The organism is Oceanobacillus sp. Castelsardo, assembly GCF_001659985.1.
Classification (GTDB): Bacteria; Bacillota; Bacilli; order Bacillales; family Amphibacillaceae; genus Oceanobacillus.
Genome location: NZ_LYCS01000007.1, coordinates 56,319 through 75,705, shown reverse-complemented (window position 1 = coordinate 75,705; position 19,387 = coordinate 56,319). Strand labels below are relative to the sequence as shown.

The 19,387-nt window shown below is 36.2% G+C and carries 18 protein-coding genes, 2 tRNA genes, 1 pseudogene and 1 other annotated feature; of the genes and pseudogenes, 8 read left to right on the top strand and 13 right to left on the bottom strand.

Annotation, left to right across the window (positions count from 1 at the left end):
• The first annotated feature begins 98 nt into the window (after positions 1–98).
• Positions 99–1,427, top strand: a complete 1,329-nt coding sequence (locus A9178_RS12850; RefSeq protein WP_068675928.1) for a D-alanyl-D-alanine carboxypeptidase family protein — start codon at positions 99–101, stop codon at positions 1,425–1,427.
• A gap of 56 nt (positions 1,428–1,483) precedes the next feature.
• Positions 1,484–1,707 (top strand) — a binding site (T-box leader).
• A 47-nt stretch (positions 1,708–1,754) separates the two neighbouring features.
• Positions 1,755–3,029 carry a serine--tRNA ligase gene (gene serS / locus A9178_RS12845; protein WP_068675926.1) on the top strand — a complete coding sequence of 425 codons (1,275 nt, stop codon included), beginning with the start codon at positions 1,755–1,757 and terminating at the stop codon, positions 3,027–3,029.
• A gap of 221 nt (positions 3,030–3,250) precedes the next feature.
• Here the strand turns inward: serS and A9178_RS18995 are convergent.
• The 6 genes and pseudogenes from A9178_RS18995 to A9178_RS12820 form a co-directional block, all read right to left on the bottom strand.
• Positions 3,251–3,400, bottom strand: a pseudogene (locus A9178_RS18995) (penicillin-binding protein); the annotation flags it as partial.
• Positions 3,401–3,428: 28 nt separating this feature from the next.
• Entirely contained in the window at positions 3,429–4,481 is a 1,053-nt protein-coding gene (locus A9178_RS12840; RefSeq protein ID WP_068675924.1) for a serine hydrolase domain-containing protein, read from the bottom strand.
• 63 nt (positions 4,482–4,544) lie between these two features.
• The gene (locus tag A9178_RS12835) at positions 4,545–5,171 is read right to left on the bottom strand and encodes a hypothetical protein (protein WP_068675922.1); all 627 of its coding nucleotides are present in this window, start codon (positions 5,169–5,171) and stop codon (positions 4,545–4,547) included.
• A gap of 12 nt (positions 5,172–5,183) precedes the next feature.
• Positions 5,184–5,582, bottom strand: a complete 399-nt coding sequence (locus A9178_RS12830; protein ID WP_068675920.1) for a permease prefix domain 1-containing protein — start codon at positions 5,580–5,582, stop codon at positions 5,184–5,186.
• Positions 5,579–5,908, bottom strand: coding sequence for a PadR family transcriptional regulator (locus A9178_RS12825; protein WP_068675918.1), 330 nt, complete (start codon positions 5,906–5,908; stop codon positions 5,579–5,581). The genes A9178_RS12830 and A9178_RS12825 overlap by 4 nt, the downstream gene beginning before the upstream one ends.
• Before the next feature lie 342 nt (positions 5,909–6,250).
• The gene (locus A9178_RS12820; RefSeq protein WP_068675916.1) at positions 6,251–6,706 is read right to left on the bottom strand and encodes a YrvL family regulatory protein; all 456 of its coding nucleotides are present in this window, start codon (positions 6,704–6,706) and stop codon (positions 6,251–6,253) included.
• Positions 6,707–7,003: 297 nt separating this feature from the next.
• On the opposite strand from A9178_RS12820, the gene A9178_RS12815 reads away from it, so the two are divergent.
• Positions 7,004–7,096, top strand: a tRNA-Ser gene (locus tag A9178_RS12815).
• A 228-nt stretch (positions 7,097–7,324) separates the two neighbouring features.
• Positions 7,325–8,137 carry a pyrroline-5-carboxylate reductase gene (proC, locus tag A9178_RS12810; RefSeq protein ID WP_068675914.1) on the top strand — a complete coding sequence of 271 codons (813 nt, stop codon included), beginning with the start codon at positions 7,325–7,327 and terminating at the stop codon, positions 8,135–8,137.
• 60 nt (positions 8,138–8,197) lie between these two features.
• Here proC and A9178_RS12805 read toward each other — a convergent pair whose 3' ends face one another.
• Entirely contained in the window at positions 8,198–8,893 is a 696-nt protein-coding gene (locus A9178_RS12805; RefSeq protein ID WP_068675912.1) for a deoxynucleoside kinase, read from the bottom strand.
• A 6-nt stretch (positions 8,894–8,899) separates the two neighbouring features.
• Complete coding sequence (locus A9178_RS12800) at positions 8,900–9,541, bottom strand: deoxynucleoside kinase (protein WP_068675910.1); 642 nt, start codon at positions 9,539–9,541, stop codon at positions 8,900–8,902.
• Positions 9,542–9,671: 130 nt separating this feature from the next.
• Here A9178_RS12800 and A9178_RS12795 point away from each other — a divergent pair.
• Together A9178_RS12795 and acsA are read left to right on the top strand one after the other, a co-directional pair.
• Positions 9,672–9,744 (top strand) — tRNA-Arg (locus A9178_RS12795).
• 168 nt (positions 9,745–9,912) lie between these two features.
• Positions 9,913–11,622: an acetate--CoA ligase gene (gene acsA / locus A9178_RS12790; RefSeq protein WP_068675908.1), complete on the top strand. Its 1,710-nt coding sequence runs from the start codon at positions 9,913–9,915 to the stop codon at positions 11,620–11,622.
• A gap of 929 nt (positions 11,623–12,551) precedes the next feature.
• Here acsA and hmpA read toward each other — a convergent pair.
• Entirely contained in the window at positions 12,552–13,778 is a 1,227-nt protein-coding gene (gene hmpA, locus A9178_RS12785) for an NO-inducible flavohemoprotein (protein ID WP_068675906.1), read from the bottom strand.
• Between the two features lie 141 nt (positions 13,779–13,919).
• Between hmpA and A9178_RS12780 the strand changes: the two genes are divergently transcribed.
• Positions 13,920–14,354, top strand: a complete 435-nt coding sequence (locus A9178_RS12780) for an Rrf2 family transcriptional regulator (RefSeq protein ID WP_068675904.1) — start codon at positions 13,920–13,922, stop codon at positions 14,352–14,354.
• 359 nt (positions 14,355–14,713) lie between these two features.
• On the opposite strand, the gene A9178_RS12775 is transcribed toward A9178_RS12780, so the two are convergent.
• On the bottom strand, positions 14,714–16,006 hold the full coding sequence (locus tag A9178_RS12775) for a glycoside hydrolase family 18 protein (protein ID WP_068675902.1): 1,293 nt from the start codon (positions 16,004–16,006) through the stop codon (positions 14,714–14,716).
• 136 nt (positions 16,007–16,142) lie between these two features.
• On the opposite strand from A9178_RS12775, the gene tadA reads away from it, so the two are divergent.
• A complete protein-coding gene (gene tadA / locus A9178_RS12770) occupies positions 16,143–16,625 on the top strand; it encodes a tRNA adenosine(34) deaminase TadA (RefSeq protein WP_068675900.1) in 483 nt (160 codons plus the stop codon).
• A 62-nt stretch (positions 16,626–16,687) separates the two neighbouring features.
• Here tadA and A9178_RS12765 read toward each other — a convergent pair whose 3' ends face one another.
• The 3 genes from A9178_RS12765 to A9178_RS12755 are packed head-to-tail and all read right to left on the bottom strand — an operon-like array spanning position 16,688 to position 19,242.
• Positions 16,688–17,686 (bottom strand): ABC transporter substrate-binding protein, encoded by a 999-nt coding sequence (locus A9178_RS12765; RefSeq protein ID WP_068675898.1) that lies wholly within the window; start codon positions 17,684–17,686, stop codon positions 16,688–16,690.
• 19 nt (positions 17,687–17,705) lie between these two features.
• Positions 17,706–18,473, bottom strand: a complete 768-nt coding sequence (locus tag A9178_RS12760) for an ABC transporter permease (RefSeq protein WP_068675896.1) — start codon at positions 18,471–18,473, stop codon at positions 17,706–17,708.
• Positions 18,457–19,242, bottom strand: a complete 786-nt coding sequence (locus tag A9178_RS12755; protein ID WP_068675894.1) for an ABC transporter ATP-binding protein — start codon at positions 19,240–19,242, stop codon at positions 18,457–18,459. The genes A9178_RS12760 and A9178_RS12755 overlap by 17 nt, the downstream gene beginning before the upstream one ends.
• Positions 19,243–19,387 lie beyond the last annotated feature (145 nt).

Here is a 19,387-nt window from a genome sequence, read left to right as displayed (position 1 = left end):
ATCTATTTTTTTTTGAGACGCTATGGTAAAATAACAAAGTATGTAAAATTAGATAAAAAACGACTAAAATAGACAAAGGCAATTTTTGGAGGTATAACATGTTTAAACACCACAAGAAAATAGTATCGTTATTTTTTATATTAACGGTTTTATTAGGGATTTTTACTTATCAACCTAATAATACAAAAGCCCAGGCATCCTTAGGTTTAGAAGCGGAATCGGCCATTCTAGTTGATTTTGATACAGGGAAAGTATTATATGAAAAAAATGCAGATGTAACACTTCCTCCAGCAAGTATGACGAAAATGATGACTGAGTATTTGGTACTGGAGGCTATTAAAGAGGGGAAAATTTCATGGGATACAACTACTCAAATTAGTGATTATGCCTATGCTATTTCAGCTAATACCTCTTTATCTGGTGTAGGTTTAGAACAAAATAAACAATACACTGTAAAAGATTTATATCAAGCGATGGCAATTAATTCAGACAATGCAACAACAATTGCACTTGCTGAACTTGTTGCTGGCTCTGAATCTGAATTCGTTAAATTGATGAATAAAAAGGCTGAAGACATGGGCCTTGAATCGAAGTTTGTTAATTCTTCGGGATTAGATAATAAAGATTTAGGCGGAAACCACCCAGAAGGTACAAGTGTAGAGGATTTAAACTTATTAACTGCTCGTTCTACAGCAAAATTAGCATATAACCTTATTAAAGATTTCCCAGAAGTTTTAGAGACTTCTTCTATTCCACAAACAACATTTGATGGACAAGTGATTGATAACTGGAATCGAATGCTTCCACATGAAGGTGTAAACTTTAAGCAGTTTTATTATGAAGGTGTAGACGGCCTAAAAACCGGATATACGAAAAGTGGAGGATATAACTTTACAGGTACAGCGGTAAGAAATGGCAAACGATTAATTTCTGTTGTGATGAAGACAGAAAGTGAGGCCCAACGTTTCCAACAAACAAGTAAACTTTTAGATTATGGTTATAATAACTTTACGACTGAGGAATTATTCCCTAAAGGCTATCAACTAGAGGGGCAAACCTCAATTCCCGTATCCAAAGGGAAGGAAGATGCTGTAGAGGTCTCTTTAGCTGAGGGGATTACCCTACCAATTAAAGGTGACGAAGCTGAACAGTATACGATTGAATATGAATTGGATGAGTCCAAATTAAATGAAGATGGTGAATTGATTGCACCGATTGAAAAAGGGGCAGTAATCGGAAAGGCTAAACTTGTTTATAAAGGTGAAAATGATTACGGATATATCTCAGATAATCAAGGTTCTGTACCAGTAGTAACAGAACAAGCAGTAGAAAAGGCAAATTGGTTCATGCTTACAATTGGTGCAATCGGTGATTTCTTTGCCAATATATTTTCATCTGCAGTAGACTGGATTAAAGGTTTATTTTAGTCTAACTTGCATCTTCATTTAAAATTGATTATGATAACTATAATTAAATAACCTTATCAACAGTGTTGAAAGGAATAAGTAACAGTATCGCCTATCTAAAGAGAGTCGATGGTTGGTGGAAATCGATGATAGTATGCTGTGAATCCATCCTTGAACTGGTTTACAGAAAGGAATGACTTCCTAGTAGGTAAACCCGGTAGTGCCGTTACAACGTGAAAGCCGGAAGAGATTATCTCTTCAATAAGGGTGGCAACGCGGGAATTATACTCTCGTCCCTATTTTATTAGGGACGGGAGTTTTTTAATGAAATTTAAAGGAGGAAACATCATGTTAGATTTAAAGTATTTACGTAATAATTTTGAAGAAGTAAAGGCAAAACTTACTCATCGAGGAGAGGATTTATCAGAGTTAGCCCACTTTGGGGAAATCGATGAAAGACGTAGACAGCTTATTGCAGAAACAGAAAAGCTAAAAGCAAAACGAAATGAGGCTACAAAGCAAATTTCCGTCCTAAAAAGGGAGAAAAAGGACGCTGAACCTGCCATTAAGGAAATGCGAGAAGTAGGAGACCAAATAGCCAATTTAGACAAAGAATTAAAAGAATTAGAAGCGAAGTTACAACAAATCATGCTTTCTATCCCTAATATTCCCCATGAAAGTGTTCCTGTAGGTGAAGATGAAGACGATAATGTGGAAGTTCGCAGGTGGGGTGAAGCTCCAACCTTTGAGTTTGAAGAAAAGGCACATTGGGATATTGCAACAAGTCTTGATATTTTGGATTTTGAACGGGCAGGGAAAGTTACCGGAAGCCGATTCGTTTTTTATAAAGGATTAGGAGCAAGATTAGAACGTGCACTTCTTAACTTTATGATGGATTTACATGCGGATGAACATGGTTATACAGAAATGCTACCGCCATCTATTGTAAACCGTACAAGCATGACAGGTACTGGACAGTTGCCAAAATTTGAAGAAGATGCCTTTAAACTAGAAGAATGGGATTATTTCTTGGCACCTACAGCAGAAGTCCCTGTTACCAACTATCACCGTGATGAAATTTTAAATGTAGATGATATTCCACGAAAATATGTGGCATATAGTGCATGCTTCCGTTCTGAAGCGGGATCTGCAGGTCGCGATACAAGGGGATTAATTCGCCAACATCAATTTAATAAAGTCGAATTAGTTCAATTTGTGAAACCAGAAGATTCTTATGAAGCATTAGAAACATTGACAAATCATGCGGAAAAAGTACTACAATTATTGGAATTACCTTATCGCGTAATGAGCATGTGCACTGGAGATTTAGGGTTTACTGCTGCTAAAAAGTACGACATAGAAGTATGGATTCCAAATCAACATACGTATCGTGAAATTTCTTCTTGTTCTAATTTTGAAGATTTTCAAGCAAGACGTGCAGGAATTCGTTTCCGTAGAGAAGCAAACGGGAAGCCAGAATTTGTCCACACATTGAATGGATCTGGGTTAGCCATTGGAAGAACGGTTGCGGCTATCTTAGAAAATTATCAACAGGAAGACGGTTCCGTTAAAATACCAAAAGTGTTGGTTCCTTATATGGGCGGTATCGAATATTTGAAGTAAAAAAACTAGTACGTATTGAACTATATCTCAGTTCGCGCAAGAACTGAGGTATAGTTTTATTCTATTTCCCACAAGTGCAAATGCTATATACAGATAAGTGAAACTGGGTTAAGTTTGTCTCTAGTATGGGGTTTTTATTAAAGAAAAGCACCCGTTTGTTTAAGTACAATTTTTCACAATGTTTACCTCCGAAAAGTATCAACCACTAAATTACTAAATTCTCATAAGTAGTAAAGGTATTTATCTCCTCCATAGTTGTATCGCTTGTTATACATTTTTGCGACTACAACATTGTATTCAGGAATTACTAGAAGAGTTGGTCCCGTTATTCCTAGAATTTGATAAGAACCTTTTGGAACCCTTTCCCCAATTAGTTTATTTCTCTTCTAAAAATCATCATTATTCTAGTACTTTAAAACTATCATACAATTCGTCAGCAATTGAAGTTGCTCCAGCTGGCATTTGATTAATCATGACAGTCATATAAATATCGGCAGCTGGATAGTGAAGCATGACTGTTTCATAGCCCGAAATACCCCCAGGATGTCCGACTGCTATTTTTTGTTGATCTTTAAATTGATAAAGGCCCAACCCATAACTTTGCCCATTATCGCCTGTTTCTTTAAATGTCATCATCTCTTCTAATGATTCTCCAGAGATGATTTTTTTGTTAAAGAGTCCAATCATAAATCTATTTAAGTCGGCAGGTGTAGAAACAAGGGCTCCTGCTGTCCATGCAAGGGAAATATTTAAATCTTTATATTCATAGACAATTTGATCCGATAGCTGGAAATCTTGTGTAAATTTAGAATGTCCGTTGGCGTAAGAAGTATTAATAGAAAATGTCTTAGGAAAATATGTCTGTTTCATCAATAAAGGTTCTAAAATTCTTTTATTTATAATTTCTGATATTTTTACACCTGTTACTTTTTCAATAATTAGCCCTAATAATATGTAATTTGTGTTGCTGTAATAAAAACTTTCACCCGGTACAAAGCGACCAGAAGCCAGCAATGCTTCTTTAACTAGCAGATCGGGTGTAAATTGTATTTTTGGTGCGGTATCGAATTTGGATATCATTGGTTGACCCTCATCTTCAACCCAAAGGTAATCCTCCAATCCGCTCGTATGATTAAGTAAATGTTTTATAGTTATTGTAGATTCTTGTTGCAGCACACCATCCAGAATCGTATTAACCGTTTGATTTATTGATAGTTTTCCCTCTTCTTTTAATTGCATGATAATAACTGCAATCAGGGTTTTCGTGGTGCTTCCAGCTCGAAATTGGTCATCATCTTGTAACGGTTCACCTGTTTCCACACTTCGGACTCCGTACACATTTTTCCACTCAGCACGATTTGCATCTGTCCAACATACTGATATTCCCGGAATATTGTATTTTTCACAAATATGTTTTAAACCTAAATCAATTTCTCTTATTTTTTTCTGCACTAAAATTCCTCCCTACCTAAATATGTTTTGTCTGTCTTTTCAATATCTTAATCATAATTCAAGTTATCTTTTATAAACGAAATAATACATACTCAATGGCCACCAAAGAACAACAAAAATTGGATAAACTGCCCAAATTACATGCGGTGAAGAAATAATGTTTACACTAATAAAAAATACACTAATCATTAAACTTGCGTAGATTGAGAATTTAAAATATGACTTTCTTTTTACATGATATAATGTAAGCGGCCACCATAACACAGCAAACGCCGGAAACATCACCCATGGATATCCAGATGATAAAAACACATTTAAAATCAAATAATATAAGATAATAATCGCACTACCTATAACTGCGACTGTCACTCTTTTTAATTGATTACCTAGATACACCAAAGTTGGCCACGCTATTAATGGAGCCACTGAAAATAAAAACCACGGATATTCAGGAGTACTCCTATAGTTCTCCAGGATAAGAAACAATATAAGCAATAAGCTGGTTAATATGGAAAATAAAGTGTAATTCTTTTTTTTTCGAGAGAAAATGCCAATTGGGCCAAGTAATAATGCTACTGCAGGATAAATAAACCAAATATGGTGAGAACCTGTTATAAAGTTTACTACTATTAAAAATATAATAGTAAGTATACTACCTGTTACTACAAAACCAAGCTCTAATTTTCTCAAGTAACTCACCCCCTATTTCGCTTTCTTCCAGCTAAAATACATAGTTAAAGGCCACCATAAAACAGCAAATGTGGGATACACGAACCATATAACATTAGGTGTATAATAGAGATTAATGAATATAAACAATGAACTGATTAGAAGACTTCCCCAAATAGAATAACCTAAATTTAATTTTCTTAAGTTGTTTTTAGCTGGTAGTTTTACATCAAGCTCTTTTTTTAAATCTTCAATATCACCAAACTCTACGATTGTTTTATTTATGGCGTCATCCTCTGCTTTGCCTTGCTCCATTAGATCCAAAACTTTTTCTTCAAGATTTTGCATGACTTCTTGCATGATTGTAGCTTTTTTCCCACTATCCGGAATTTCTTTAAATAACTCATCAACATGTTTTCTTAATTGATTCAATTTAATCCCTCCATAAATAAATTAATAATCTCCTTCGTGACCTTCCATTCTTCTGCAGTTTCTTTTAAATATGCTTTTCCAAGAGTTGTTATTCTGTAATACTTTCTTTTTCCCCCTTTTGAAACACTGCCATAGTAAGATTCAATTAGATCCTTCTTCTCAAGTCTCTGAAACACGGCATACAGTGTTGCTTCCTTTATTTGAAATTTATTATCAGTACGCAAACTAATCTCTTTTGATATTTCATACCCGTATCTATCCTTTTCCAAGACCAAGCAAAGAATAATCGAATCCAAATGACCACGAATTATATCACTTCTTATCAAATAAACACTTCCTTGTACGTAAACTACTCTACCTAACAGAGTAATGATAACCAAAATTACTCTACCTGTCAAAGTAATTATCGATTTAAATAGAAAATTTTAGGAATGGGAATTTATAAAAAAAATAACCCCTCAGAATAATTCTGAAAAGGGAATTAGCTTTATATATACTCATTAATATTATTTATTGTAATCTTTATTATAAATAGAAATTATTTACGGAATGTTAACGGTAAACATTCACATCATAAAAGCAGCATCTATAATCACTAATACTATAATTGAAGTCCTTCCACTATCGGGATTTGTTGATCGCTCTGTTTAACAATTGCACCAGATTGTCTAAGATTCACTCTTATTTTCTTTATCTTCGAATGTCATTTCAAGTAAAGTCAGTAATATCGCAACTATAAACCCCGATTTCAAGGTAAGTGTAATACTGCCCATAAACACATCCACTATAAAAAGACATAACAAATTAGATAGACTTTGAATACTAAACTGGATAAACAAAGTTTCAAATTTTCCTGTTATTTTCCCTGTAATTAAATTAGAAATTGGTTTAGAAAATAGTTCGACAATAGAAGCCAGAATAAAAAAACTGACAACAAAAATAATCAATGACCAAACGGAAGTGTATTGAACGCCAAGCAATTCAAAAATACCCGCCATCCCAAACAAGTAAATCCCTATAATAAAACCTAATATCACGGCTATAAAAAGTGTTACTCCCACAATTGTTCCTACTTTTTGTTTCATATTCTTATCACGAAATGAATCATCATTATGGTCAGACATATAAATACAACTCTCTTTTAGATACTAAGCAGATAATAATCATTCGCTGTTATTTTGTCACTATATCTTACATACGAATTGGAAAAAGTAATGTTTCACTATTGAATTATCCTGCCAGTTAGTTTAAGAACACTATTTCACAATCTCTACATTTATTTTACTTCATGGAGTCAGAATACTTTATAGAAACCTTTTGTTTACGTTAAGTAACGGAGCCCGTTTAGAGAAATCTCTCCCTTTTTTAAGAAAATTATTGACATGCATTTCAAATGATGATATATTAATCCTTGTCGTTACGGAGGTATACCCAAGTCTGGCTGAAGGGATCGGTCTTGAAAACCGACAGGCGGGTCAAACCGCGCGGGGGTTCGAATCCCTCTACCTCCTCCATTTTTAAATAACGCGCACATAATATTGGAGATAAAAAACACCGTTACTTATTTGTAATGGTGTTTTCTAATATACTGACCTTTTATTAATAAGGGCATATATTACTTTAAACATATAAATTTATAGTAGGCGAGTAGTACATATTTATTCAAAAGAGAAGGAATCCTAGGCTAAAGGTTTCCTACGAAGGGAAGTTTCACTTTAAATTATTTTAGGGGGGAAAATGAAGTGAATAAAAACATAACCTTTTTAGGTGCAGGGTCCATTGCTGAGGCAATCTTATCTGGAATCGTAAATGCAGAAAAGATTGAAAAGGGAAACATAATTGTTACGAATAGAAGTAATAAACAACGCTTAGAATATTTAGAGGAAACGTACGGAGTAATACCTGAACAAGATAAAGAAAAGGCAATACAATCAGCCGATATACTTATTTTGGCGATGAAGCCATATGATCTTCATGAATCTTTACAAGGGGTAAAAGAGTTTATCCATAAAGGGCAGTTAATTATTTCTACTCTTGCAGGTATTTCTACAGATACGATAACGAAGGAATTAGAAATGGATTCCCCTGTTATTCGAGTGATGCCAAATACATCGGCAATGATTGGGCATTCTGCTACTGCATTAAGTAAAGGTCAGTATGCTTCAGAGGAACATTTAATGATAGCAGAGGAATTATTTAAAACCATTGGAACAACTACTCTAGTGAAAGAAGATGACATGCATATCGTAACGGCAATTGCTGGGAGTGGCCCGGCTTACTTTTACTATATGGTGGAGGCAATGGAAAAGGCTGCTGTAGAATCTGGCTTTGACCCACAAACAGCAAAAGAACTCATTACGCAAACGATAAAAGGTGCTGGAGAAATGTTGCAACAATCGGAAGACTCTCCTAGTACGTTACGGAAAAAAATTACGAGCCCAAATGGCACGACAGAGGCAGGAATTCATGTGTTGGAACAAAACCACTTTCAACGGATTGTGATGGATTGTGTAAAGGGAGCGAAGGAGCGGTCAGAGGAATTAGGAAAAGAATAATCCTTTAAAAGAGGAAGTTCACTACTAATATCGTTACCTATAAAAATACTAGGGTGTTCGTTAGCACCCTGGTATTTTTCTATTTATTCTGTTGGAATGTAACCTAGACTGTTGAATAAAGTGTCCAACTTTTTCTAGGATAGGTTCGATGGTGTTTTCTTCCTTCATTAAATCATAATCTGTAATATCTATCCTTAGAATTGGGCAGGCATTAAAATTATTGATCCACTCTTCATAACGACGATACATTTCCTCCCAATAAGAATCTGGGGTGCTTTTCTCCATCGATCTTCCACGAGTATTTATTCTTTTTAAAATTGCTTCTAACGGACCTTCTAAATAAATCAATAAATCGGGATGAGGAAAGTATGGTGTCATCACCATGGATTCAAATAAGTTGGTGTATGTTTCATAATCCGTTTTTGACATATTTCCATTTTCAAAATGCATTTTTGCAAAGATTCCTGTATCTTCATAGATAGACCTATCTTGAATAAAGCCCCCACCATATTCAAATATCTTTTTTTGTTCCTTAAAACGCTCAGCTAGAAAGTAAATTTGTAAGTGAAAACTCCAACGTTTAAAGTCATGATAAAAATCTTCTAAATATGGATTTGTATCCACTTTTTCGAAGGATGTTTTAAAGTTGAGAGCATTGGCTAATGCATTGGTCATGGTAGATTTACCAACACCAACTGTTCCAGCAATTGTAATGACACTATCGCTCGGTATTAAGTATCGTTCTCTAGGATCCATCCATCATTACTCCCCTTTATCTAACTTACTAAGTTGTTTGTCTACTAAATTTATAATCATTTGCAGATCCTCTTGAATGTGAACAAAATCTACCTTGTCTCCATCAATCCGGATAACCGGGATACTTGGGTTATCTCTTTCAAACTGACTAATATATGCCTCATAATCGTTAGAAAGGTCAAGGAGATAGGAAGATTTAATATTTTTCTCTATGTCTCTTCCACGCTTATTTATCCGTTTTAAAATAGTATCCATACTTCCGTACAAGTAAATTAAAATATTGGGCATTGGTATATCGTCCGTTAGTATTTCGTATACTTTCTTATATTTCTCAAGCTTCCTTGATTGTAATGTACGATTGGCAAAAATCATATTTTTAGAAATGTGATAATCCGCAATAACAGATTTGTTTTTTAACAAATAGTTTCTATGAATATCTTCTAATTGTTTCATTCGATTGCAAAGGAAAAACATCTCCGTTTGAAAACTCCAAGACTCCATATCATCATAAAATTCACCTAAAAAAGGATTATCCTCTACGATTTCTTTTAATAGATAGAAATGATAATGACTAGAAAGCTTTTGGGCTAAAGAGGTTTTTCCAATTCCAATGGGACCCTCAATGGCAATAAAAGGAACACCAGACATAGCCAACCCTCCAATCTACTTTTGCCTTTACCTTGCTCACAAAAGCTTATTTTAACATAATAGAAAGATGATTTATACTTTTCTTTTTGCGGAAATTTATGTATAATTAAAGGTATTAACTTTACATGTTGGCTTCGTAGCTCAGGGGATAGAGCATTGGTTTCCTAAACCATGTGCCGCAGGTTCGAATCCTGCCGGGGCCGTCTTTTATTAAAAGCAGGCTTATCTATTTAGCATGCTTTTTTTAATTTTTAAAACTTCACACTTTAAAATTGTCACAAAATATTCTAAAATAGGATTATGATACTAAATATTTCAATTATTTTATCTAATTAGAATTGTAATCGATTTCAAAGGATGAGGTGAAAGTAATGGATATGAAAGTAGTTTCAGTAAGAGATGGGGATTATAACTTAAAGAATTATGAGGAATTCTGTGAACACTTTTCTTGGGATGATATAAAGAGAAATTTCTCTTGGTATGAGACCGGAAAGGTAAATATGGCGTATGAGGCAGTAGACCGTCATGCGGAAAATCCACTTACAAAAGATAAGATTGCTTTATTATATTCTTCTCCAGAGAGGGAAGAAACGTTAACTTTCTCTCAATTAAGTAAGGGTAGTAATAAATTTGCTAATATCCTTAAGAAATATGGCACTGAAAAAGGGGATAGAGTATTTTTATTCATGCCGAGAAGTCCAGAGTTTTACACAGCATTCTTTGGTATTTTAAAAGTAGGTGCTGTTGCGGGTCCTCTTTTTGAAGCCTTTATGGAACAGGCGGTACGAGACCGGTTAAAAGATAGTGAAGCACGCATACTTATTACAACCCCTGATCTTCTTGAAAGAGTCCCACAAGCTGACTTACCTGATTTAGAGAAAGTCATTATTGTTGGGGAAATAAATGATACTAAATATATTCACTATGAAGAGGAAATGAAAGAGGCCTCAGAGGATTTTGAAGTAGAATGGGTTGATTTAGAAGATGGCATGATTCTTCACTATACTTCCGGATCAACAGGAAAACCAAAAGGAGTGTATCATGTCCATAATGCGATGATTCAACATTATGCAACAGGATCATGGGTTTTAGATTTGAAACCAAATGATATTTATTGGTGTACTGCCGATCCTGGTTGGGTTACAGGGACAAGCTATGGAATATTTGCTCCTTGGTTACATGGAGTGACAAACGTCATTCGAGGTGGTCGGTTTACTCCAGATGATTGGTATCAAACATTAGAAAAAAATAAAGTTACGGTTTGGTACACAGCACCTACAGCGCTACGCATGTTGGTGAGCTATGGCGAGGATAAATTAAGAAGATATAATTTAACCTCCCTTAGACATTTGATGAGTGTTGGGGAACCACTTAACCCTGAAGTAATCACCTGGGGAATGAAGGCATTTAATTTAAGAATACATGACACATGGTGGATGACAGAAACAGGGGCACAACTTATTGTTAATTTACCTGCCTTAGAAATACGCCCTGGATCCATGGGTAAACCAATTCCGGGTATTGAAGCTTCGATTGTCGATAATGAGGGGAATGAGTTGCCTCCAAATCAGATGGGCAACCTAGCTATAAAAGCTGGATGGCCAGCAATGATGCGTAAAATTTGGAATAACCCTGGGAAATATGAGAGTTATTTTATTAATGGCTGGTATGTTTCTGGAGACAGTGCTTATCGTGATGAAGATGGATATTTCTGGTTCCAAGGAAGATTGGATGACGTCATAAATACATCTGGTGAGCGGGTTGGCCCATTTGAAGTGGAAAGCAAATTAATTGAACATGATGCGGTAGCGGAAGCAGGCGTTATTGGTAAACCACATCCAGAGCGTGGAGAAATCATAAAAGCATTTATTACATTAAATGAGGGATATGAAGAATCACCTGAATTATTGGAGGACATTCGCCAATTTGTAAAAACAGGCTTAAGTGCTCATGCTGCCCCGCGTGAAATGGAAATAAAGGATAGTATTCCAAAAACACGAAGCGGTAAGATTATGAGACGTTTACTTAAATCTTGGGAACTAGGGCTGCCAACGGGTGATACCTCGACATTAGAGAATTAAGACTTTAAAAAAAAGAGAGATCTTATGAGTAACGGCAGTTGGAGAGGAACACACTAATTAGGAAATAATTCAACAACAAATTAGAAATATCAATAGCAGGTAAAAATGCTCAGAAAACTCTGGGCATTTTTTTTGATTAAAAAGTTTACTATCACTTTTTCAACTAAAGCAACAGTGTTTAAGTGTATTTATTCAAAAATACTTTTAAAGTAAAAAAATAAAGTTGAACACATCATCTTCATAATTCTTTCTCTTCACTCAGGCACTCATTGCCTCTATGAGTAGCGGAATGACAATAATTTTTCTGCACTCAGGCACTCATTACCTCTATGAGTAGCGGAACGACAATAATTTCTCTGCATTCAGGCACTCATTGCCTCTATGAGTAGCGGAACGACAATAATTTCTCTGCGTTCAGGCACTCATTCCCCGTATGAGTAGCGGAACGACAATAATTTCTCTGCATTCAGGCACTCATTGCCTTTATGAGTAGCGGAGTGACAATAATTTCTCTGCGTTCAGGCACTCATTACCTCTATGAGTAGCGGAACGACAATAATTTCTCTGCGTTCAGGCACTCATTACCTCTATGAGTAGCGGAACGACAATAATTTCTCCACGTTCAGGCACTCATTCCCCGGATGAGCAGCGGAACGACAATAATTTCTCTGCACTCAGGCACTCAATGGCTTATCTTCTCCGTTTCATATTTAGATAACCAATAAAATCATAGACCTCAGCCGCATCTTCTTCGTAAATAACGCTTAATTTACTCGTGTTTTTACACACCGATTAGCAGTAATACATAGGTATGCCTATTAAAAAGGGTGCAAAACGCTATGCGATTGCACCCTTAATTATATTGTTATTTAATAGTTACTCTCAATTATGGAACCCTTTATCTTAGGAAGCTCACATTTTTACTGTTCTTAGTTACTTAAATCGTCAGCAGGTCCAAATATTTCATAATGAATATCTGATTCATCCGCTCCAAATTTACTTAGGTTTTGGTACATAGCTCTCATAAAGCCTTTTGGTCCACAGAAATAAAATGCAGCATCAGTGGATGGTAAAATAGTGGACAACCATTCATAATCAATAAAGCCTTCTTTATCGAATTGGTCGCCTTCAACTGGATTGTCATAGACAGTATAGCTCTTCACTTGTGAGTGATTACGCGTAATCTCGTCGACACGAGCCTTCATAGCATGGAATTTTCCACTTCTTGCTGCATGGATGTAATGTACTTCACGTTCTGGTTGTTCTTTAATCACTGTTTCAAGCATACTCATCATTGGTGTTAACCCTACACCACCACTGATTAGGACAAGTGGACGATTATCTTCCAGGTCTAAAACGAAGTCCCCACCTGGTGCACTGATCGGAATAATGCTTCCTTCTTCTTTATGCTTGTGTAGGAAACTAGAAACCACACCGGCCGGATTATCTCCCATTGCATCCTCACGTTTTACACTAATGCGATAGTAATCTTGCCCTGGAGCACAAGACAAACTATATTGACGTAAATGATTATACGGTTGATCCTCTATCTCTGCTTTTACAGTAATATATTGTCCGGGTACAAATGTTGCGATTTTCTCACCATCTACAGGTTGAAGGTAGAATGAGGTAATAACATCACTTTCTTCTACTTTTTGTACCACTTTAAAGTCACGGTAGTCTACCCAACCACCTTGTTTGTTTGCAACTTCTTCATACATTTCTTTTTCTATAGAGATGAATATATCAGCAATTACACCGTATGCTTTCTCCCATGCAGTCATGATGTCGTCTGTAGCTGCATCTCCTAATACCTCTTTAATTGCAATTAGTAAATTTTCTCCAACGATTGGATAATGTTCTGGTTTAATATTAAGACTTCTGTGTTTTTCACCAATTTGTTTTACAACTGGCAAAATTGCCTCAAGGTTATCAATATGCATTGCTGCAGCTAGAACCGTATTGGCCAGTGCTTTAGGTTGGTCTCCCTTTCTTTGGTTTGTTTGGTTGAAAATATTCTTTAGTTCTGGGTAATTTTTAAACATTGTTTTATAGAAGTGTTGTGTAATTGTATTACCATGTTCTTGAAGTGCTGGAACAGTTGCTTTTACAGTTTCAATTGTTTTTTGATCTAATAATAATGTTTCAGTAGCCATTAAAAACCACTCCATTCTTTAATTGGTTAAACATGTATTTAGGATACATCTTTATTGTAATAAAAATATTTACAATGTATCAATAGGGAAAACGGGAAATGTGTTACAATATTGTGAAAGCGTTAAAGCGAGGTTGGTAAGTTGCAACTAAAAAAGTATACAGATTATTCATTACGGGTATTAATTTTTACGGGGATGAAGCCGGATCATGAACTGGCTAGTATAAAGGAAATCTCTCAGGTCTTTAATATCTCCCAAAATCATCTTGGCAAAATAGTACACGGATTAAATAAACTAGAATTACTAGAAACCATAAGAGGGAGAAATGGTGGATTTCGCCTTGCTAAGCCAGCTGATCAAATAAATATTGGTTTGCTTGTACGAGTTTTAGAAAACGAATCCCCCCTATTAGAATGCTTTGATAAAGGGGCTAACCATTGTGTAATTACACCTGCTTGTACATTAAAACATGTTTTAAATAAAGCATTACATTCCTTTTATAAGGTCTTAGAAGGATTTACATTACAGGATTTAATCGAAAACGAGCAAGAACTAAAAGAACTTATGGGGATATAAAGCGTAAGGGCCCTTACAGTGAGTTGATGTTGACTTTCACCACAAGGGTATAAGTACGAAGGTGAAGGAGGTCTCCCTACGGCTTTAGCACTGGAGCTGGACGTGGTCAAAATAAAAAAGAGGGTGGGACAAAAGTATTTTAACCACAGGAAATCCGAACGTGATTGAGCGAATAATCGCTTCGGAAATATACTTCGCTTTCCGTGGGCGGCTGTTGAGCCTACTCCAGGCTATCGCCCTACGTAGTCTCACCTAGGCCTTTCCTCCCACAGGAGTCTACGTATATTTCCTACGCTTAAATAGTGAATTGTTCGTCTTTTGGGTTAAACACATTAGTTATGTCCCAACCTCTTTATAAATTACTCTAATTTTGTAATGTCGAATTGGTCACCTAATAATAGCCAATTTTGTGGAAATGCCAAACCTAATTTCCAGTAGGCGATACCAAGCAAACCTAACTCTCGAATTAAGTTAAATTTTGCTTGTATCGATCTTGCGTCTTCAAACCACACTTCATGTTGATTTCCTTTTGAATCCCAATAATTGAAATGTGGAGCTTGGGCTACTTCATCATATTGAATGGCAGCATTATTCTCACGTGCGATTGCAATAGCTTGCTGCGGACTTACTGCTCTTGCTGCAGGTCCCCCTTGTACAAATGGGAGGGTCCAATCATACCCATATAAATTTTGTCCCATTATAATTTTTTCTTTTGGAATTTCCGTCAAAGCATATTCTATGACGCGACGAACTTCATTAATTGGAGAAACTGCCATCGCAGGACCATAACTATATCCCCATTCATATGTCATTATTACGACAAAATCACTAATCTCCCCATGCGCTCTATAGTCATGAGCTTCATATAGAATTCCCTGTTGTGTTGCACTTGTCTTTGGGGCTAAGGCAGATGACATAATAAGCCCAGCTTGCGATAAGCGTGCCTTAGCTTTACGTAAAAAATCATTATAAGCCTCTCTGTCCTCAGGTTTAACAAATTCTATATCAAAATGAACATCACGATAACCACCTGATGTCGCGGTATTGACTATTTGGTCCAACAGTGTATTTTGAACGGCCCCAACGGTCAATATAATATGTGCTAAGTCCGAACTAAAGGCACCTTCTTCTAAATTGGTTACGACCATTGAAAGTGCTGTACGATGTTCCCTAGCAATTTGCGGTAAATTACCAGTAGGAGGTGGACTGAGCGTACCATCCCGATTTATTTGGTAACTAAAATGTGCTAAATAAGTTAAATAAGGAGATGCCTTTCGTGCTGCGTTCTCTAGGTTTTCAGAAACAGAGCCGCCGAGTGGTTCGATATAACCTATGGAGGTAATCGCTCGCTTTATAGGGGGAGGAACATATAGTCTATAGTTAATAGGTAAATTGGTATTATTAACTGGTATGTTGTTAATCGCAGCCAATTGGGTAGTAGATAAACCAAACTTTCTAGAAATAGAGAAAAGGGAATCCCCCGGTTGTACAAAATAAAACTGGCCAACAATTGGAATAACTAAGGACTGGCCTATTACAAGTTGATTGGGAGCCTCTAACTCATTAGCTTGGATAATAGCATCGATGGAAGATTGGTATGTACTTGCTATTTGAAACAAAGAATCTCCTGGCTGAACAACATGAATTTGCAATAAACTTCCTCCTTTAAAATGAATGTTTGTTACCAATTGTATGAAATTTTTAGAGGACTTATGTCATTAGAAATATATTAATGGAAAAAGATTCTTGATATAATTTAATTACTTAGTATAGAAAAGTTGTGATAAAATGCATGAAAAATATATGCGTGTCGCTATGAAGGAAGCGCAAAAGGCTCGTGAATTAAATGAGGTCCCAATAGGTGCTGTCATTGTTTATCAAGATGAAATTATTGCCTCAGGGTTTAATTTACGTGAGTCGTCTCAATCCTCCTTATCCCATGCGGAATTAATTGCCATAGAGGGAGCAAATAAAAGGATTGAAAGCTGGCGATTGGAGGATTGTACACTTTATGTGACTTTAGAGCCTTGTCCAATGTGTGCGGGCGCTATTGTTCAATCTAGAATCCCACATGTTGTTTATGGGGCAAAAGACCCTAAAGCAGGATGTGCAGGAACAATTATGAATTTACTTGATGAGCCACGATTTAATCATCAGGTAGAGGTGACTAGTGGTGTTTTAGGAGCTGAGTGCTCACAACTGCTAACTAACTTTTTCCGTGAATTGAGAAGGAAGAAAAAGTCTGAGAAACCTATAAACCCTATAGAGTAGACACTTAAAAAAGACTACTCTATAGAGCTACATTTCAACGCGACGTTGGTTTTACCGAAATATTAAGGATATTTGACTACTAAGCCGTCAAAATTAGGTGCTTCTTTAAGAAACTCTAGTTCAAAAGAAGATTGACCAAATTCTTTTAACACTTCTTCATCAATTTCTGTTGTATACGTAACGCGGTCCATTGCTTTTGCTACAATCTCTTTATCCATTTCCTGTTTCGTTAAATCCTTGATTGATTTGATCGCTATATCTTGTGCTTCTTCCCGGTTGTCATTAATAAAATCTACCGCTTTTTGTTGTGCGTTCACAAGGCCTTTAACGATTTCTTTATTTTCCTCTTCTAGCTTACCTGAAGCTACAAAAACGACGTTCGGAAGTTCTTCCCCATATGCAATTTCTTCTGTACTTATAACTGCATTTGCACCGTTTTCAATCAAAATAGATGCCCAAGGTTCCGGAACCGCCGCTAATTCTACTTGACCTGTTTCAAACATACCTTGATATGTTGCCGGATTACCAGTAACATGTTTTAAAGAACCACCAATACGTGCAGATGCTAAATTATCAATATTTTTTTCCATTAAAAATGTTTCAAACTGAACGTCATGTGTACAGCCAATTCCTGGTGTGATGAATGTTTTTCCCTTCATATCCTCTAAGCTCTCAATTCCACTTTGTTCGCTGGCAACAACCATTGTGCCACCCGTTGATGCACCACCGATGATTTTGACATCAGCTCCATTTGAATAGTTGTTTAAAACAGGTCCTGGCCCAACTAACCCTGCATCAATTTCATTCGATTTTAATGCGGTCATAAAGGTTCCGCCGTCAGGGAATGTACGATATTCAATTTCAACATCTTCTCCCAACGCTTCTTCATAATATCCTTTTTCACGTGCAACCATTGCTGGCGCGTGATCGATATTTGGAAAATAGCCAATAATAATTTTTTCTTTACCTTCTTTTCCACCGAAAGTTTCACTATCCTCACCACATGCTGCTAATACTCCTATGATGAGCATGAATGTAATCAATAACAAGCCTTTTTTCACCTTTGTTCCCCCCTGTGTATTATGCTGCTTTTTTTTGTTCAAGTCCCCATTTCACCATGACTCTATTTTCAATCCGCTGAAAAATAAGAATATCAACGGTAACACCAATAACACCAATAATTACCATGATCGCAATCACCATATCCATGCGTCCAAAGTCAGATGCATATTTCAAGGTATAACCGAGTCCTGGTCCTGTACTCAGTAACTCTCCCGCCATTAAGGCACGCCATGCGAATGCCCATGCTAATCGACTTCCTGTGACGGCATATGGAACCGCTGCGGGTAAAATAACCCGGAAGAATAGATCAATTCCAGTAGATCCCATTGTTTGGGCTGCTTTTATATAAAGTGGTTGAACATTTTTAACTCCTGTTCGCATATTAATCGTCATAACAATAGCGGCACCTAATATAACAATAAAAATAACTGATTTTTCATTGAGTCCAAACCACATAATCGCTAAGGGAAGCCAGACAATACTTGGAATACTTTGAAGTGCCAGTATAAGTGATCCCAATGTCTCATCAGCTGTTCTCACTTTGGCCAAGAATACGCCTAATAAAACACCAATGATAAGTGCAATGGATAAACCAATGATTAATCTAGTAAAACTAGCCCCTAAATCTTCTAATAAGGAACCATCAACTAAACTTTCCCGAAGACTTAACAGAACATCTACCGGTGATGGCAAAATGACGGCTGGAATGTTAAAGATTCTGATTGCTAATTCCCAGAACCCAAATAAACCCGCAAAAAAAATAATTCGCTTAATAGCTAACTGCATACTGTGACTCCTCTTCTGCGACTTTATCCATCTCATTTTTTAATAATTTCATAATCATTTCCTCATAGTGAGCGATTTGTTGTATATGTTTTTCACGCGGGCGTTCCATATTTACGGGAATCACTTTTAAAATTCTTCCTGGGTGTGTGCCCATCACAATAATTCGATCTGATAATTTAATAGCCTCTTGGATACTATGTGTAACAAAAAGAATCGTTTTTTTCGTTTCGGACCATATTCTTTCAAGTTCACCATGAAGTCTTATTCTCGTTTGCTCATCTAAAGCGCCAAACGGTTCATCCATTAAAAGAACACGCGGGTTCATGGCTAGGGCTCTAGCAATGGCAACCCTTTGCTGCATCCCTCCCGATAGTTCATGTGGGGAGTGTTTTGCATAAGAACTTAACTGAACCAATTGTAAATACTCTTGCGCAATCTCCCTTGCTTTTTTCTTTTTCATTTCATTCTTTAGAGGGAACATGATATTTTCTTCAACAGACAGCCATGGAAAAAGGGCTGCTTGCTGAAAAACCATTCCTCTGTCTTTTCCTGGTTTTGTAATTTTGTTATGTTCCAAGTGCAATTCCCCTTTACTTGGATTCAGGAGCCCCGCAACAATGTTGAGGAGGGTCGATTTACCGCAACCAGAAGGTCCTAAAAGAGATACGAATTCGCCTTCTTTGATGTATAAATTAATATCTTTTAATACTTGTTCGGGATTCCCATAGTTCGAGAAACTCTTCTGTATATTTTTAATCGTTAGGAACATACCTTTTCCCACCTTTTCATATTCACATAATACATACTTAGTTAATCGGAATAGTTATAATTAATTATATGCTGGTAGTTGCGAAAGTCAATAACATTTTGAAAAATTAGTTAAAAATCAAAAATTCTATTGTTACGAACCTTTT

Coding starts and splice junctions, on each gene's coding strand:
- A9178_RS12850 (WP_068675928.1), top strand. CDS start 99: ATGTTTAAACACCACAAGAAAATAGTATCGTTATTTTTTATATTAACG.
- serS (WP_068675926.1), top strand. CDS start 1,755: ATGTTAGATTTAAAGTATTTACGTAATAATTTTGAAGAAGTAAAGGCA.
- A9178_RS12820 (WP_068675916.1), bottom strand. CDS start 6,706: ATGTCTGACCATAATGATGATTCATTTCGTGATAAGAATATGAAACAA.
- A9178_RS12805 (WP_068675912.1), bottom strand. CDS start 8,893: ATGGATCCTAGAGAACGATACTTAATACCGAGCGATAGTGTCATTACA.
- A9178_RS12800 (WP_068675910.1), bottom strand. CDS start 9,541: ATGTCTGGTGTTCCTTTTATTGCCATTGAGGGTCCCATTGGAATTGGA.
- acsA (WP_068675908.1), top strand. CDS start 9,913: ATGGATATGAAAGTAGTTTCAGTAAGAGATGGGGATTATAACTTAAAG.
- hmpA (WP_068675906.1), bottom strand. CDS start 13,778: ATGGCTACTGAAACATTATTATTAGATCAAAAAACAATTGAAACTGTA.
- tadA (WP_068675900.1), top strand. CDS start 16,143: ATGCATGAAAAATATATGCGTGTCGCTATGAAGGAAGCGCAAAAGGCT.
- A9178_RS12760 (WP_068675896.1), bottom strand. CDS start 18,473: ATGCAGTTAGCTATTAAGCGAATTATTTTTTTTGCGGGTTTATTTGGG.
- A9178_RS12755 (WP_068675894.1), bottom strand. CDS start 19,242: ATGTTCCTAACGATTAAAAATATACAGAAGAGTTTCTCGAACTATGGG.